Annotated in this window: 17 protein-coding genes and 1 pseudogene; 13 read left to right on the top strand and 5 right to left on the bottom strand. The window is 52.5% G+C overall.

The features are described 5' to 3' along the window. Positions 1-184: pseudogene (locus ACR0C3_RS23115) on the bottom strand (ISKra4 family transposase); the annotation flags it as partial. 4 nt (positions 185-188) lie between these two features. Here ACR0C3_RS23115 and ACR0C3_RS23110 point away from each other — a divergent pair. After that, complete coding sequence (locus ACR0C3_RS23110) at positions 189-1,262, top strand: DEAD/DEAH box helicase (RefSeq protein WP_480760751.1); 1,074 nt, start codon at positions 189-191, stop codon at positions 1,260-1,262. 301 nt (positions 1,263-1,563) lie between these two features. After that, positions 1,564-1,773 carry a cold-shock protein gene (locus tag ACR0C3_RS23105; protein WP_480760749.1) on the top strand — a complete coding sequence of 70 codons (210 nt, stop codon included), beginning with the start codon at positions 1,564-1,566 and terminating at the stop codon, positions 1,771-1,773. Between the two features lie 259 nt (positions 1,774-2,032). Here the strand turns inward: ACR0C3_RS23105 and ACR0C3_RS23100 are convergent, their stop codons facing one another. Both ACR0C3_RS23100 and ACR0C3_RS23095 read right to left on the bottom strand, forming a co-directional pair. Beyond that, positions 2,033-2,266 (bottom strand): hypothetical protein, encoded by a 234-nt coding sequence (locus tag ACR0C3_RS23100; RefSeq protein WP_480760747.1) that lies wholly within the window; start codon positions 2,264-2,266, stop codon positions 2,033-2,035. A gap of 676 nt (positions 2,267-2,942) precedes the next feature. Beyond that, positions 2,943-3,176 (bottom strand): hypothetical protein, encoded by a 234-nt coding sequence (locus tag ACR0C3_RS23095; protein WP_480760746.1) that lies wholly within the window; start codon positions 3,174-3,176, stop codon positions 2,943-2,945. A 135-nt stretch (positions 3,177-3,311) separates the two neighbouring features. Between ACR0C3_RS23095 and ACR0C3_RS23090 the strand changes: the two genes are divergently transcribed. The 11 genes from ACR0C3_RS23090 to ACR0C3_RS23040 all read left to right on the top strand — a co-directional run bounded on the left by ACR0C3_RS23090 (position 3,312) and on the right by ACR0C3_RS23040 (position 13,224). After that, complete coding sequence (locus ACR0C3_RS23090; RefSeq protein ID WP_170545368.1) at positions 3,312-4,064, top strand: Crp/Fnr family transcriptional regulator; 753 nt, start codon at positions 3,312-3,314, stop codon at positions 4,062-4,064. Positions 4,065-4,510: 446 nt separating this feature from the next. Continuing rightward, complete coding sequence (locus ACR0C3_RS23085) at positions 4,511-4,819, top strand: hypothetical protein (RefSeq protein WP_170336653.1); 309 nt, start codon at positions 4,511-4,513, stop codon at positions 4,817-4,819. A 3-nt stretch (positions 4,820-4,822) separates the two neighbouring features. Then, positions 4,823-5,176: a hypothetical protein gene (locus ACR0C3_RS23080; protein WP_480760744.1), complete on the top strand. Its 354-nt coding sequence runs from the start codon at positions 4,823-4,825 to the stop codon at positions 5,174-5,176. Positions 5,177-5,255: 79 nt separating this feature from the next. Next, complete coding sequence (locus tag ACR0C3_RS23075; RefSeq protein ID WP_480760742.1) at positions 5,256-6,020, top strand: hypothetical protein; 765 nt, start codon at positions 5,256-5,258, stop codon at positions 6,018-6,020. Between the two features lie 92 nt (positions 6,021-6,112). Beyond that, the gene (locus ACR0C3_RS23070) at positions 6,113-7,312 is read left to right on the top strand and encodes an N-acetyltransferase DgcN family protein (protein WP_480760740.1); all 1,200 of its coding nucleotides are present in this window, start codon (positions 6,113-6,115) and stop codon (positions 7,310-7,312) included. Next, positions 7,309-8,430, top strand: coding sequence for an alanine/ornithine racemase family PLP-dependent enzyme (locus ACR0C3_RS23065; protein ID WP_480760738.1), 1,122 nt, complete (start codon positions 7,309-7,311; stop codon positions 8,428-8,430). Before ACR0C3_RS23070 ends, ACR0C3_RS23065 begins: the two co-directional genes overlap by 4 nt. A 165-nt stretch (positions 8,431-8,595) precedes the next feature. After that, on the top strand, positions 8,596-8,730 hold the full coding sequence (locus tag ACR0C3_RS23060) for a hypothetical protein (RefSeq protein ID WP_269149748.1): 135 nt from the start codon (positions 8,596-8,598) through the stop codon (positions 8,728-8,730). Positions 8,731-8,809: 79 nt separating this feature from the next. Beyond that, positions 8,810-9,382 (top strand): hypothetical protein, encoded by a 573-nt coding sequence (locus ACR0C3_RS23055; protein WP_170743321.1) that lies wholly within the window; start codon positions 8,810-8,812, stop codon positions 9,380-9,382. Between the two features lie 557 nt (positions 9,383-9,939). Continuing rightward, positions 9,940-10,572 (top strand): tyrosine-type recombinase/integrase, encoded by a 633-nt coding sequence (locus ACR0C3_RS23050; RefSeq protein ID WP_480760753.1) that lies wholly within the window; start codon positions 9,940-9,942, stop codon positions 10,570-10,572. A 1,639-nt stretch (positions 10,573-12,211) separates the two neighbouring features. Then, the gene (locus ACR0C3_RS23045) at positions 12,212-12,901 is read left to right on the top strand and encodes a hypothetical protein (RefSeq protein WP_170644446.1); all 690 of its coding nucleotides are present in this window, start codon (positions 12,212-12,214) and stop codon (positions 12,899-12,901) included. 74 nt (positions 12,902-12,975) lie between these two features. After that, the gene (locus ACR0C3_RS23040; RefSeq protein WP_039524390.1) at positions 12,976-13,224 is read left to right on the top strand and encodes a ParB N-terminal domain-containing protein; all 249 of its coding nucleotides are present in this window, start codon (positions 12,976-12,978) and stop codon (positions 13,222-13,224) included. Here ACR0C3_RS23040 and ACR0C3_RS23035 read toward each other — a convergent pair. Next, on the bottom strand, positions 13,216-14,229 hold the full coding sequence (locus tag ACR0C3_RS23035) for a fatty acid desaturase (protein WP_174839946.1): 1,014 nt from the start codon (positions 14,227-14,229) through the stop codon (positions 13,216-13,218). The genes ACR0C3_RS23040 and ACR0C3_RS23035 overlap by 9 nt on opposite strands. Positions 14,230-14,301: 72 nt before the next feature. Beyond that, a complete protein-coding gene (locus tag ACR0C3_RS23030) occupies positions 14,302-14,508 on the bottom strand; it encodes a cold-shock protein (RefSeq protein WP_170328727.1) in 207 nt (68 codons plus the stop codon). Between the last annotated feature and the right edge of the window lie 256 nt (positions 14,509-14,764).

Here is a 14,764-nt window from a genome sequence, read left to right as displayed (position 1 = left end):
TCTCTTCAACCTGATCCTGCAGCAGCGCGCGCTGGATCTCATTAAGTACTGATTTCGCCTCGACCAGACACAGTCCAAGGTCTTCCTCGGACGCATCAACCGACCGGCGTTCCAGGGTGCAAATCTCGTGTGATCGCTTCTCGCCCCAACCAAACTCAGTCTCTAACCTGATCTTGAATTTCATCGCTATGCCTCCTGCAAAACAACAAGACATTAGATCAGAATCTTCAGGTATCCCCACATTCTTTCCACTCCCTCAGGCCAAGGTCATTCCGCTGCTGCAATCTGAGCGCGACGTGATTGGCATTGCCCAGACCGGCACGGAGAAAACCGCCTCATTCGTATTGCCCCTGTTGCATCGAATTGGGCGTGAGAAATCAAAACCAGCACCGAAACACTGCACCGCGTTGATCCTGACGCCGACGCGCGAGCTTGCGGCGCAGATCGTGGACAACATCCGTGCTTACAGCCAGTTCAGCCAGATTTCCGCGACGCTTGTCGTCGGTGGCGTGCGCTCCGGCGGGCAGATCAAAGCCCTCAGCGGCGGTGTGGACATTGTGGTGGCAACGCCCGGTCGCCTGCTGGACCACCTTGGCACGGGTGTTATTAACCTGTCCGCGACCAAATCAATTGTGGTGGATGAAGCCGATCAGATGCTGGATTTGGGCTTTCTGCCCAGCATTCACAAGATCATGGCCAAGCTGCCCGAGACACGCCTGACGGCGTTGCTTTCGGCAACCATGCCAAGACAGACCAGAAAGCTTGCCGATGACTTCCTGTACAATCCGGCAGAGGTTCAGGTGGCGGCTGTTTCAAAACCGATAGAGCGGATCGCGCAGAGCGTCCGGCTTGTGGCCAAGCAGGACAAACGTCGTGCCCTGGCAGACATTCTGTCGGACAAAGCTGTTCACCGCGCGGTCGTTTTTACACGCACCAAGCGCGGTGCAGATAACGTCTGCAAACACTTGATTGCAGCCGGGATCAACTCCGCTGCCATTCACGGGAACAAAAGCCAGCCTCAGCGCGAACGCGCCATGGCGGGTTTCCGGTCAGGCGCAACTACCGTCCTTGTGGCCACCGATATTGCGGCACGGGGCATCGACATCGACGATGTGTCTCATGTGGTGAATTATGAGCTTCCGAATGTGCCGGAATCCTATGTGCATCGCATCGGCAGAACCGCCCGCGCAGGCCGAACAGGCACCGCAATTTCGCTGTGTGATCGCGAAGAGATGTCCCTCCTGCGGATATTGAAAAACTGATCGGCAACAGGCTGCCAAGCGACACAGGATCGCAAGACGAGCCTGTGAAACGCGGTCGCGATGCCAAGCCGCAAATGCCCTGTGCTGCCAAAATTGCGCCGTCGCCAAAACCGCGAACGGTTAGTCACGTAACGCGTCAGCGGAACGGACACCAACAGCACAAGATCGGCCCCGCCCAAGCGCAGGATGGTCTTATGCGGATGCTCTCCAATATTGGTGAGTTCACCCAACCTGCTGTCTGAACGCAGCAAGCTGCCCCGCCAATCCCGGCGGGCGCACATGTCATTGAAAGGATAATCTCATGACGACCGGAACAGTAAAATGGTTCAACGAAACTAAGGGCTTTGGCTTCATCGAACTGGATAACGGCAGCGGTGACACGTTCGTGCATATCAGCGCCGTTCAGCGCTCTGGCCTCGACAGCCTGAAAGAAGGCGCAAAGGTCGGCTTCGATATCGTCGAAGACCGGATGCGCGGCAAGTCCTCTGCCGAAAACCTGAAATTGCAGTAAATTGCTTTTAAGCAACTTCACTCAGCGGCCATATTGGCCGCTGAGTGGTAGTTTCTGAAGTCGCAAACGCATTCTTTTGCTGCTTTGCGAGGCAATGGCGAGATCGGATCTGCAAATCCTATCCCCCTTTAGTGAACCTCGTTGCAGTGGATATCTCCGCCCACCCCGCAGCGAAGACAGGGAATGAAAGGGGTGGTTCGATGCCCAGCGAACGCGCCACTTGTGCCCGAATATCCTGCAGAAAATCCGCTTCATTCCGTCACTCTTTTTGATCATCTTCAAAATCCTGCAATACTTTTTTACCCAACGCGGTGACGCGGTACGTTGTACCTTGTCCGGATTTTGGTGAATCTCGCGTAGCCAATCCTTCCGAAACTAAGCGTTCGAGCTGAAATGTAACCTGGTCTTCGACATCGCCACTGACCAAGGACAACGTATGGCCACCCGATATAGCCAGGGTTTTCAAAGCAGTAATGTCACTACGCGATCTCATGGCGACGCCTCTTCTTGACTGCGCTTTCGGGGTAGCTATCCATAGATACGAACCCCTGCGACTTCACGCCTATTACACTATATCGAGATGCGTTGAACGGTGCAGTGAATTTGTTAGGCCGGCTTGCACCTGCGAAATTCACACGAACTCCAACCTCCTTTCCGAGCAAACAAAGTTCAATGGCCGTAATGCACCGTTGCTCCGGTTTGAACACTGTGCAGCATCGGACAGCAGGACCTTTTTCTCGCGGGCAATGACGACCCAGTGCCGACATCCAGCACCTCATCATAATGCTGCGGCTGCAGCCCGATTTGTTGCCATTCGCTGCGTGCGATAATTTTGGGGCAGTTTGAACTCTCAGTCTGCGCGACTTTGCCGTCATTCGTTCTGGAGCCTTCGCTGAAGCAGCATTTGCTCGCGGTCGCGCATACTTATTGTTGCGGCGCGGCGAGTGTCACCAATCAGGTCATTCGCAGGCGTTGTATTTGCGTTAACGGAAACCGTACCTTCGCCGCAGCACGGTCGGACAAGCAAGACGCGGGATATAGCAAACCTTAAAACTTTGGTTCTTGCTTCGTGTTTGAACTGATCAGGAACGAGGTGCCAAAAGTGTGTCTATTTGCTGTTAAGCTTTTTTTGGCGAGCGTAATCTAGTTTTCCGATGCGGGACATAACGTTACTGCCGAACGCGATAGCCGGAAGCAATGATCTGGTCTATCAGAACAGCGGCGGCCTGGTGCATATCCTTTTCTTCCTTGTTGCCAACCGCTGCTTCGTGGGCAGCGGCTGCGTCACGCAGAACTCCCACAATCTCATGTTCGGGGAGGAGCTCACGATCTTTAATTGCAAGCAAAAGCGCTTCACAGATTGAGAGTGCGGCTATTCCTGAGTAGTCTTGCCGGTCGGCCATGGTAGACGTCCTTTTTTGACAGGCGTCCAAGCAAGGAAGCGCCACGATGAATTGCACCATTCTGGCATGGATTGCAGTATACTTAACTGATCGAAAGCAGTCTTTGCGTGGTATAGTTTTGCGGACGGCTCATTGATGAAGGAAGAATATTTGCCCACTATCAATAACAGCCCCCTCACCCGAAAGCTCTCAAACTTCGTCTCTCTGACTGAGGTTGAACTTGCGGTATTAGCGCGCCTGCACAAGCGTCGCAGGACCTTTGAAGCGGGACGTGACCTTGTGCATCAAGGGCAATCAGAGCAGGCTGCCTACGTTCTGTCCTCGGGCTGGGTTTGTTCCTACAAAACCCAGACAGACGGTTCGCGTCAGATCGTCGACTTCCAAGTACCGGGTGACTTTCTGGGCTTGCGGAGCGTTCTGCTGCACACCTCGGATCACAGCATAGAACCAATCATGGAAATCCAAGCCATTGAGGTAGTAGTGGATGATCTCCTGGAAGCATTTGCGCAAACGCCCCGGCTGGCGACAGCAATCCTTTGGGCGGTCTCTAGAGATGAAGCGATGGTGGTTGAGCACCTGGTCAACATAGGACGGCGAGATGCGAGTGAGCGCATGGCGCATTTTCTTTTGGAACTTGGTGTGAGGCTGACTCAGGTCGGGATGGCAACCAAGATGGGATATACCTGCCCACTGACACAATACCATCTTGCCGATGCGCTGGGACTGAGTGCTGTACATGTTAATCGTGTCCTACGGCAACTGCGGGAGAAGGGGCTGGTTACTTTTCAATCCGGGCAAGTGGCATTTGATGATTATGACGGACTGGTGACGTTGGCCGGTTTTGACCCCACTTATCTGGATCAGGTCGGGCCACTGTTGAAACAATAGGTTCACCCCTTCGGCGATGCCGGGATTTTGACGATAGTTGCCTGGTTAGAGACGCCATTCGCTTCGGCAGATTTGGGATTTCACTGAAAAAGAAGCGCAAGATAAATACAGTCCGATTGCGGTACTGGATTTCCTGCGCTTCTCAAATACTCGTTAAGAACACGCCAGCAAATATCCCGCCAACACACATCACGTTGCCGGAATCCAAACATCGTTGCACTGACGCAGGTTAGTCAATTTTTGGCAGTACCTGATCCTCGGGCACCAAATGCATTTGAGATTCCAATAAAATCTCAGGTCATTGGCCGCAGACTAACATCGATCAGCGCGCGTCTGCCATTTGCACATTATTCTAAATTACAACGCCAGTACTACCGCGGTGCTTACGAGCGTGTACCGCGGCAGACTGCGCGGGGAAGATCCAACAAACTATATGGAGGACCAAGGTGAGCACGAGATCGTCCAGTTCTTTGGTGACGTTTTCAAATCCGTTCTCTTTGTCCGGCTACCCGGATGAACTTCCTGCAGGCGAGTATGAAGTAGTTGTTGAAGAAGAACTACTCCAGGGCCTGAGTTTCGAAGCATATCGAAGAACCGGAACCTACCTGACCGTTCAGGGCAAGGGCAGCAAGCCAGGCCGCACAGAAATGCGCCCAATTGACCCAGAAGATTTTGAACTGGCGCTCAAGCACGACCAGACCTTGGCTACATCTAACAATGACAGCGATGCGGCGCTTTCCCCGCAGGAGGAATAGATTATGAACACGCCCGAATGGCTTAAACCCGGAATCTACGGTGCCCTGATCGGAGGGGTTTTCGTAAGCGTCGTTGGATTTTCTTGGGGTGGATGGATGACCGGCGGTAGCGCGGACAAGATGGCCAACGCCATGTCCCGCGACAATGTAATCGCTGCGTTGGTTCCGGTCTGCGTCGACATGGCGAGAACTGACGCCCAACGCGCCGAAAAACTGACGACAATCAAAGAAGCTTCGTCTTTCAAGCAGAAGGATGCCGTCATGGCCGCTGGCTGGGCAACGGTACCAGGATCCCAAACTCCAAACAAAGATCTGGCGCAGGCCTGTATTGAGGGGCTGAACCTGGATGAATCGTAACTCAACAACTCAACTTTCGGACGACGCCGTTTGCACCAGGACAAATAGAAAAAATCAGCACTGGTTTTGCTCTCACTTCATGACTGCGTTGTTTGTTGCCGTTTTCAGCTGCTTGGTGGGCTCCTTTATCTCATCAAGTCCCGCATCGGCCGAAACAAATTCGATCCCGGATAACGCGCATCCCAAAAAGTATGGCGACGGTTGGGAATGCGATTTGTCCTATCGGTTGGAAGGCGAAGAATGCGTGGCCATTGTCGTGCCGGGAAATGCCTACCCCACAAACAGAACCTACGGCTCAGGGTGGGCATGTATGCACGGCTTTGTTGCAGTTGGCGGCACCACATGCACTGAAGTGATTGTGCCTGAGGGTGGATATCTCGATCCATCAGGTGAGAGGTGGCGGTGCCTGCGTGGATACACAAGAGTAGACGATAGCTGCCAGAAAATCGTGGTGCCGGATAATGCTTACCTGACGAATAGCACTTATGGATCTGCATGGCGTTGCAACCGTGGCTACGAAATAGACGGAGAAGCATGCGTGGCAGTAGCGGTGCCGGAAAACGCTTTTCTGAACGCATCAACCAGCGGGCGTCCCTGGACGTGCGAGCGTGGGTATTTTGAGCGCGACGGAAGGTGCGATGCCGTCTTTGTGCCTGAAAATGCTTTCTACGATGACGCGATCCATGGAGTTGGATGGAAATGCGAACGTGGCTACGAGGCGTCCGGTGATCGCTGCAATGCAATCGAGCTACCGGCAAATGCCCATATCGACCGATCCGGCAATGGGTGGCAATGCCACAAAAACTATCATCGATCAGAAGGGCTGTGTGTTCTGAACCAGTGAGAATTCAGACAGAAAGCCCACTTTCCCAAACTTCACAATTTTTGCCCGTCCTTACCAAGGACGCGCGTTTCACACTCCAAAAAGGAACAAATATGAAACCCGCACCCATTGCGTCGGATGCCAAGCAGTTCATTGCCAGCGATGCGCAAAAGCTGCCGCCTGAACAAGCAGTTTTTCCAGAGCTTCACCGCAAGACACTTGTGACAGATACACCGACTGCAATTGTGTTTTGCGAAGGAAACTTCGCAAAGATCGATGGCAAGACGGCTAATGGTCTCGTTCGACATTCACAGGCCTATCGCGTTCTTTCGGTGATCGACAGCACGTATGGCGGTCGTGACAGTGGCAAAGTGCTTGATAATGTCGCAAATCAGGTTCCCATCTTCGATGATCTTGATGCCGCCGTCGCTAATGAAGCTACGATCCCCGACACGTTTATTTACGGAATGGCGCCGGCCAGCGGCAGAATGTCCCTTGAGGATCGCGAAGTTGTCGTGGATGCGATAACGCTCGGAATGAACATCGTGAGTGGACTGCATGAATTTCTTAGTGATGATAAAGAGCTCGCCGGATTTGCCAAAATTCACGATGTCACGATACGCGACATTCGCAAGCCGCGGCCCAATCCCGACCTGCGCCTGTTAGATGGCAGTATTGGAGACGTCCAGGCGATCCGCATCGCGGTGTTCGGCACCGATTGTGCAATTGGAAAGCGTACAACCGCGACAATCCTGACATGTGCCCTTAACGCGCATGGGATCAAAACAGTTTTGGTCGGTACCGGCCAGACAGGATTGATGCAGGGCGCCAAGTATGGTGTCGCGATGGATTCGGTGCCGCCGCAATTTTGCTGTGGCGAGCTTGAGCGCGCTGTTGTTGCAGCATCTGAAGATGAACACCCGGATGTAATAGTGATCGAGGGCCAGGGCGCGCTAAGCCATCCGGCTTTTTGCACATCAGCCTTCATTCTGCGAGGCAGTCAGCCACATGCAGTTATTCTTCAACACGCGCCTAAACGAAAACGTCGATGTGATTTCCCCAACATGACTATGCCCGACCCTTGCGATGAAATCACCCTGATCGAGGCTTTTGCGAACACAGAGGTAATTGGCATGACGATCAACCATGAAGGAATGAATGATGTTGAGATTTCAAAGGCCATCACAGACTACAACTGCAAATTGTATCTCCCGGTCACTGACGCATTGAACCGTCCTCCAAAAAACTTGGTGAATATGGTTCTATCTGCCTTTCCGCGCTTGCAACCCGTACGTGCTACGACGATTGAATGAGCAAGCTGCGTATCGACGTTGATCTGGATAAAATTCGGTACAACACACGGTTCCTGGTCGACCACCTTAGACCCCGCGGAATTACGGTGACAGGTGTGACAAAAGCCGTTTGCGGTCATCCTGAGATTGCGAATGCTATGCTTGAAGGTGGCGCGACAGGGCTGGCGGACGCGCGGATCAGCAATATCATGCGTATGCGCGATGCTGGAATCTCGTGCTCCATATCCTTGATCCGAACGCCCATGCTGAGCCAGGTCGCGCAAGTCCTTGATAACTGCGATGTCAGCTTCAACACTGAGATGGACATTATCGCCAGCCTGGCCATCGAGGCGCTGGGGAAGAACATTACTCACAATATTATCCTGATGGTGGAAATGGGGGATATGCGGGAGGGCATCTTGCCTGAACACCTTGAGGGCACTGTGTCTCAAATTCTTAGAATGGAAGGGATTTCTCTGAAGGGGATTGGCGCAAATTTTGCCTGTCTGGGTCATGTGGCACCCTCTGCAGGAGCAATGGAATTGCTTTCGTCGCTTGCCGCCGACACCGAACTTGCAAGTGGACCCGCTCTGGAAACAGTGTCAGGCGGCGGTTCTGCCAGTTTGCCATGGGCGCTTGGCAAGGGGGCGACCGGAAAAATCAACAACCTGCGTCTGGGTGAGGCCATCCTGCTGGGTACCGATCCCGTTTCGGGGTACGCGATCGACGGGCTTTACACAGATGTTTTCACGCTTTGGGCGGAAGTGATCGAAACGAAGACCAAATCAAATCCAAATTCCTTGCAATTGAATTATCCTATACCTTCTATGCAGTGTGTGACTTTAGACAGTCCTTCGAAAACTCGGTCGATCCTTGGCATTGGACTCCAGGACACCGATGCAGCGGGTCTAATATTCCCTGCTGGCGTCACGTTCGTCGGAGCCACCAGTGATCATATCGTTGTTGAAAGCACCAATTGTCTGCTTCGCCCTGGTGGCGAGGTAAAGCTGAAATTGAACTATAGCGCGCTCTCGCGCGGCATGGCTGCACCTGATGTAGCAAAAGTCTTCCATGGTGATGGCGCATTGGTTGACTGCACCCCAGCGAACACTGATCGCCCATATTCGAAGCGAAAGTAGCGCGCCAGGGTTGCCGCCGCCTCGGTTCTGCTTCAGCCACCCGTCTTATTCTACGGCTTTACGTAGTAAATGAGGCACCCAATCCCTATATTGGATGTAGCCGCATTCACTTTTCACACCCTATCTGGGCTCGTGGGTGTTGCGGACAATCAAAGGATCAAAATGATGTCTTTCAAAGACCTGACGACCAGAGCGGCTGCCGCACTGAAGGAAAACGATGCGGACGCGTCAAAAAAAGAAGTGACGTCGAAAGGGCAGGACGCCGTCCCCGAAAAATCAAAGCCTAAACCTCAAAACTGATAATACCCTGCCGGGAGCGGGTGGCTTGTTCTTGTTTACATCTCCGAGCGAGCGGTATCAGCAAAGGAGAACTACCCAAATGAACCAACTAATCAGCAAGACAATCGCAGTCTTTTCCAGGCCGTTTACTTTCCCTGGCTTTGACGAATTACTCCCGGCGGGCGAATACGACATAGAAACTGAGCTTTCCGCACCACCAGATTATTTGGATCCAGAAGCCTGGAAAGCATCAGTGCTAATCTTTCTGCTTCCACGGAAATCTCACCCCGGTCTGGCGCGAACCTTGACCGTTTCTCTTACTGATTTGGAGAGAGCCCGCGCAAAGGATAAATTGTCTTCAAAGCAGTTGTCGCAGTTCTTGCTCGACCAACTTTTGGCCGATCCCATGGTGCAATTGATTATGGAAGCGGATGGTGTGTCTGAGACTCAACTTCGGCACCTCTACTCGGAGTCGCTCATTTCTGAGGCAGACGACGGATCATCAGATCAACGAGCCATACCACGAGGATGCGCAAGCGGTTCTCGGTATGCTTTCGCTGTCCAAGCTGCTGAGAACGAAGGAATGCCAGTTCGTCCTATTAAAACCCCTCGGATTACAGGCCGTCCCATCGGACAGTCTGAACCAGGCAGCTCCTTCAATCTCAAGGCTTAGGGCTCGGAACTTTCTTTTCCAGTCGCTGTATAAACCAAAACAGAAATCGAGGTTAAGAACTGATGGAAGACTTCGACAACGACGCAGATACGATCATGGCTCGCGCCCACAATGACGTGCCGCAAGAACGCCCGTGTCTTCGTTGCAGAACGCCATTCTGGAGCGAAGGGTTCGGAGAGCGGATTTGTCGACGCTGCAAGGGGTTGAGCGCGTGGCGAAATGGCGTATCAGTAAGCCCTGGGTTAGCTCGGCGTCGCTGATAACCTGGCGCCGGTCTTACCAGCTTTTCTGATCATATCTCATTTTATCTTATTGGTGCTGACCCGGGCCTTTTAACGTGGAACCCGATCGGTAATCGGTGCTGAAGACGAAGCGTACGCGCGGTTTGGACTCGAACCGTTCTTATGCGTAGTGATATGGGCTCAAGCCGCCTAATGCACACACTTAAACCATGCCAGTATTCAAAATCGGCCAGCAGGCATTCACGCCGCTTGTACTATACGGTGGTCAGCGCGGTGCTGTTGCTTGGGTGCGGAGGGTGGATCGGAGTGCAAAATATGCAAAGAGTCCAGCTACCTGCAGTCACCCCAAAACCCAGAGCTTGGAACACGGGGCGGATCATCGGTCAGAAACGACCGCTACTCCCAAAACAGGTCTGGGCGATCCGTGCACGGCTCGAACTTGATGGAAATCTGCGTGTCCTCTCAATGTTCAACGTCGCGATCGATATCAAGCTGCGCGGTTGCGATCTGGTCAAACTCGCTGTGACCGAACTTGTCAAAGACGATCGCGTCCGTGAACGTGTTTCGGTGATCCAGAGCAAAACCAAGCGATCTGTTCAATTCGAACTGACGGAAAACACGCGAGAAACTGTATTGGTATGGGTAAAATCGCTGGAAATGTTTGCTAGCCGGTTCATGTTTCCAAGCCGATTCCATGATCGACCACACATCTCGACGGGCCAGTTTGGCAGGCTGGTTCGAGACTGGGTGACCGCAATCGGATTGGAACCGAGCGGATATGGCACGCATTCGCTTCGCCGAACCAAAGTAGCTGAGATCTACCACAAGACAGGAAATCTCCGCGCGGTCCAACTTCTGCTTGGGCACACAAAAGTCGATAGCACCGTGCGATACTTGGGCGTTGAATTGGAAGACGCGCTAAGAATTGCAGAGCGTATAGATATCTGAAACAGTTTGGCGAGCGGCGCTGTCGGTCGCCAATCCATAGCAGTTCTAGTTCTTTTACGCAGGGGTGGGACGTAGCGAGCCCTGAGCGGAAGTGTCAAAATCTTGTTGCGTGCGCTCGCAGCACAGATTTCTCGGCACGGGCGCAATTTACAGGGTGCGGGACCGAGCGGTCATTTGATCGCGCCGCGAGTACTTGTGCAGAAGCGGCGCGAAAATCGCTGCGTTGCAGCCAATGTTATCAGGCCAGTCATTCATAGTCACGGGGAAGCCTTGATCACATACTCCTCTTTCGCCGCACTCAGGCCAGACAATTTCTTTCGGTAGTTCACCAAGGATCTTGGTCACCGGCAGTTTCAAAAACTACCTGCCCTGGCGGTACTTGCATTGCGACAAGGGAAACTTCCTTGACTCTATTCTGGCTAAGGACCACAAAAGTGCATTGGTGAAAGTTACTCGTCGCCGCGATGCTGCCGGCTTCGATGATCCAATGGCCTTCAGAATAACTGTAGCATGTGCCCTAGCATAGGAACGGGTTTCGCTGGGGTCTTCGCTATGAGCTCGTTCCTCGCAAGCATTCGCAACTGTCACCTGACAAGCCCCAGTCATCGGGTGACCAATTAAAGAAGGCGCCGTATGAACAGCACATGGCTCATAAATTGCGTGCTTGATGCCCGATAGATCAGGTCTCAGGCTCCGCTTCATTCAGTCATTCATCGTGTTTTTGCGCCGCGTTCTTTGCCTGATCCCGACACTCTTGGTGTTGCTCTCAGGAATGCAGCTTCCTGCCCAAGTCGCAGGCAATGCCGACGGATCTGTTTGTGACGAAAGTTTCGATAACAAGAACGGATCCTGTCAAAGAACGGACGTACCAGAAAACGCATATTTGACCGGCAGTGCCTTTGGTCCAGTTTGGGAATGCAACCATGGATTCCAGCGTGTTGGAGATCTTTGTGAGGAAATAGCAGTTCCCAATAACGGATATCTTGCATCGACCGGAGATCGATGGGAGTGCAATCGGCTGTTCCAGCGTGTCGGAGAAAAATGCGAAGAATTGATTGCGCCTCAAAACGGGTACGTCGAAACCCGGTTTGGCGCGCAGGAGATACACTGTGACTGGGGGTTTCGCAAGGAAGATCAGGATTGTGTTGCGATTAGTGTCCCAAGCAACGGTCGTCTGAGCGACAAAAGAAGCTCAGAAGGATGGGTATGTCTCAGAGGTTATAGGGCAGCGGATAGCGGCTGTGAGCCTGTGGCAGTTCCGCAGCATGCGTACCTTGCACCTGAAACCTATTCCGGATGGAAATGTGAACGTGGTTTTCGCGCAAACCGGGACAGGTGCGTTGCGATCCTTGTGCCTTCAAACGCTCATTTGAATCGAAGAGGTGATGGTTGGGAATGCAATCGGCCGTTCACACGACAGAACGATACGTGCACCGAAAATGTGCCGCGACAATAGGTTAATGGAAATCAATCTCGCCCGACATATCCGGAAGGACCAAGCCGTGAACCACAACTCGATAGACGAAAACTTGGGCAAAATGCTCAAAGCCGAAAAGGCTCATCGCAGGTCCTACATAGTTAAGATGTTTATCGCGTTAGCGGTTTTTGTTGTGGCGATAGTTGTAGTGGTGTTTCTCTGATGCGTAAAAATGCCCCTCAAGTAACCCTTCCGGCTTCAAAGACGTCAGCTCGCGGTCTGGACCAAAGAGCATTTCAGGACCGCAGTGTTCGTAAAACGCAGAACGCTGACGTATCTGGTGTGATTGAAGAAGAGTTCGGGAAGTACTTGATTAAGGCTGGTATTCTGAGCGGTAACAGCGTTGCGCGCGCCTTCCCCAAGCCACCAGCTAAAACGCAGGCAATGATTGCTGATGCAGTTGGTGAAACACCGGCATTGGCCATTGAAGCCTTGAAAGAAATTCTCGAAGAACGAGACAGGACGCGTAGCGGTCAACGCCGATTTGAGGGAAACTCCGGCACCCTTGTTCCCAGTAAAAGAGAATACGTCGAGGCATTGCGCCAGATCAGGCTCACCCCTGCGCAGGTTACAATACTCAAAGCACTTACAATCGCAGGCAAGGAAGGTCTGACCATTGGTCACTTGTCTCAGGCAGCCGGTTACAAATCGCGCGAGGCGTCCATCAAAGTTTTCAAGAAAGTCGGACTATTGATCGCAGAATATCTGGAACTCGAACTTCCCGAAGCTGGATCGGCACAGAATGATGGCGCCGCGCAGGTTTTGGCATTTTCTCACATCGAAAGTGAAGATGAGCCAGCAATCTGGATTATGCATCAGGAACTGCGCGACGCTGTTCGTTCGGTTCTATGACGTACATTCCAGACCCAGCTCTTGTAGCGAACTTTGAACCGGAACAAATGCACGAAAGGTTGCTCACGTAGCTTATGTTGGAGAAAAGACCATATCCGCTCGACCTGATCTATGTACCTGTGAAACGGGCGAAAACGCTTGATCAACAAAAAGTTCTGACGTTGGCCGAAGATATCCTGAAGAACGGCCAGAAGACCCCGATACAGATACGCTCGGACAACAAGAGGTTCGTGCTGATTGAAGGCCTTCACCGACTAGAGGCCATTCGCGCCCTGGGCGGTGATACGGTCGAAGCCTATCTGGTACGCGCCAGACTACACTAAATGCCTATTGGAATTGGCGTTCGACAAAGCCTCGGAAAATGTCAGCAGACGTTGACTTCTTTCATCCCAAAGATGCAATCGTGCACAATGAAAGCTCTCATATAGAGTAATACGCTGGCAGTTTTCCAACTCAGAATGGTCACGCAAAACTTCGTTTAGCCGATAGAACGGTATGCGGCTGGCGAGGTGGTGAACATGGTGCACACCAATGTTGCCAGAGAACCACCGCAAGATGCCAGGCAAGGCATAGTGAGAACTACCATAGAACGCGGCGTTCTGAAGGTTCCAGCCCTCTTCCCGGTCCCAGGTCGTGTGTTCGAACTGGTGTTGAATGTAGAATAGCCAAATACCAATCGATGATGCGACAATCACGGTTGGCAGGAAAACACACGCCACCACCTCAAAGCCTCCGGCCCATAAAATCAGAGCCAAGAACCCTGCAATTGCGGCGTTTGTTCCCATCGCACTTGCCCAATACAGCCAGCCCGACCGCATGAAGCCAACAGGTAAGCGGTATTGAATAAAGAACGTATAGATCGGCGCAACACCGAACAGGAAGACGGGGTTCCGGGTCAGACGATACGCGGCACGCCCGAACCAATTCCGTTTCAGGTATTCCTCAATGGTCAATGTAGGGATGTCACCCATACCACGCCGATCAAGGTTACCGGTTGAGGCATGGTGAATCGCATGGCTTTGCCGCCAAACGTCATAAGGTGTAACGGTAAGAGCACCCAGAACCCGGCCAGTCCAATTGCATGCGCTGCGGCTTCTAAAGAAAGATCCATGACCACAATCATGCATGATGATGAAGATACGGACCAGAAATGCGGCATTCAGGATGGCCAGCAATATTGCGATCCAGACGCTAAATGACAACGCAAACCACGCTAGGGCCCATAGCGCGAATAAGGGGAAAACAGTGATCGCAAGTTCAAAAACACTGCGCTTCGCATCGGGCACACGGTATTGCGCGAGCACCCGCGTCCAGTCTTTAGGTTGCAACTTACTTGGTCTCCGACGGCCTATTGTCGCCCATTGTTCAAACGGGCACCCTTATGGGGTGCCCGCAAAAGGTCAGGCGAGTGCCAGATTGGCGGCGCTTTCGCGTCCGTCACGGCCAGCCTCGACGTCAAAAGTAACCTTTTGGCCGTCTTTCAATTCGCTAAGGCCGGAACGTTCAACTGCTGAGATATGCACGAACACGTCGCGCTTGCCATCTTCAGGCTCGATAAAGCCAAAACCTTTGGTTGAGTTGAACCATTTTACTGTGCCATTTGCCATGGTGGAAGTCTCCTAATACTTGCCGCCCGCATTATTGCGGCGACTCGGCGTGGTCGGTCTGAATCGAAAGACTGAACGCCGAGTTTGGGAGACAGCAGGTCGAAAAAGAAAAACGTAAGCCCTGTGTATATGGACTTCGAGTACACACGATACAAGCCTTGATACAACGGAAAGCAACAGAAGATCTAAGGGATGTGTCGCAAACATTTGGAAAGGCCAAAGTCAGCGACTTACTGGATACACCTATCCTGCGATC

The sequence above is a fragment of the Ruegeria sp. CK3 genome (genome assembly GCF_056536565.1).
Note: the sequence above shows the minus strand (reverse complement) of the source record. Positions and strands in the feature narration are given on the sequence as shown.

Bases quoted from the DNA above. Each gene is read 5' to 3' on its own strand.
- ACR0C3_RS23110 (WP_480760751.1), top strand. From the start codon at position 189: ATGCCTCCTGCAAAACAACAAGACATTAGATCAGAATCTTCAGGTATC.
- ACR0C3_RS23105 (WP_480760749.1), top strand. From the start codon at position 1,564: ATGACGACCGGAACAGTAAAATGGTTCAACGAAACTAAGGGCTTTGGC.
- ACR0C3_RS23100 (WP_480760747.1), bottom strand. From the start codon at position 2,266: ATGAGATCGCGTAGTGACATTACTGCTTTGAAAACCCTGGCTATATCG.
- ACR0C3_RS23095 (WP_480760746.1), bottom strand. From the start codon at position 3,176: ATGGCCGACCGGCAAGACTACTCAGGAATAGCCGCACTCTCAATCTGT.
- ACR0C3_RS23090 (WP_170545368.1), top strand. From the start codon at position 3,312: ATGAAGGAAGAATATTTGCCCACTATCAATAACAGCCCCCTCACCCGA.
- ACR0C3_RS23080 (WP_480760744.1), top strand. From the start codon at position 4,823: ATGAACACGCCCGAATGGCTTAAACCCGGAATCTACGGTGCCCTGATC.
- ACR0C3_RS23075 (WP_480760742.1), top strand. From the start codon at position 5,256: ATGACTGCGTTGTTTGTTGCCGTTTTCAGCTGCTTGGTGGGCTCCTTT.
- ACR0C3_RS23070 (WP_480760740.1), top strand. From the start codon at position 6,113: ATGAAACCCGCACCCATTGCGTCGGATGCCAAGCAGTTCATTGCCAGC.
- ACR0C3_RS23065 (WP_480760738.1), top strand. From the start codon at position 7,309: ATGAGCAAGCTGCGTATCGACGTTGATCTGGATAAAATTCGGTACAAC.
- ACR0C3_RS23060 (WP_269149748.1), top strand. From the start codon at position 8,596: ATGTCTTTCAAAGACCTGACGACCAGAGCGGCTGCCGCACTGAAGGAA.
- ACR0C3_RS23055 (WP_170743321.1), top strand. From the start codon at position 8,810: ATGAACCAACTAATCAGCAAGACAATCGCAGTCTTTTCCAGGCCGTTT.
- ACR0C3_RS23050 (WP_480760753.1), top strand. From the start codon at position 9,940: ATGCAAAGAGTCCAGCTACCTGCAGTCACCCCAAAACCCAGAGCTTGG.
- ACR0C3_RS23045 (WP_170644446.1), top strand. From the start codon at position 12,212: ATGCGTAAAAATGCCCCTCAAGTAACCCTTCCGGCTTCAAAGACGTCA.
- ACR0C3_RS23040 (WP_039524390.1), top strand. From the start codon at position 12,976: ATGTTGGAGAAAAGACCATATCCGCTCGACCTGATCTATGTACCTGTG.
- ACR0C3_RS23030 (WP_170328727.1), bottom strand. From the start codon at position 14,508: ATGGCAAATGGCACAGTAAAATGGTTCAACTCAACCAAAGGTTTTGGC.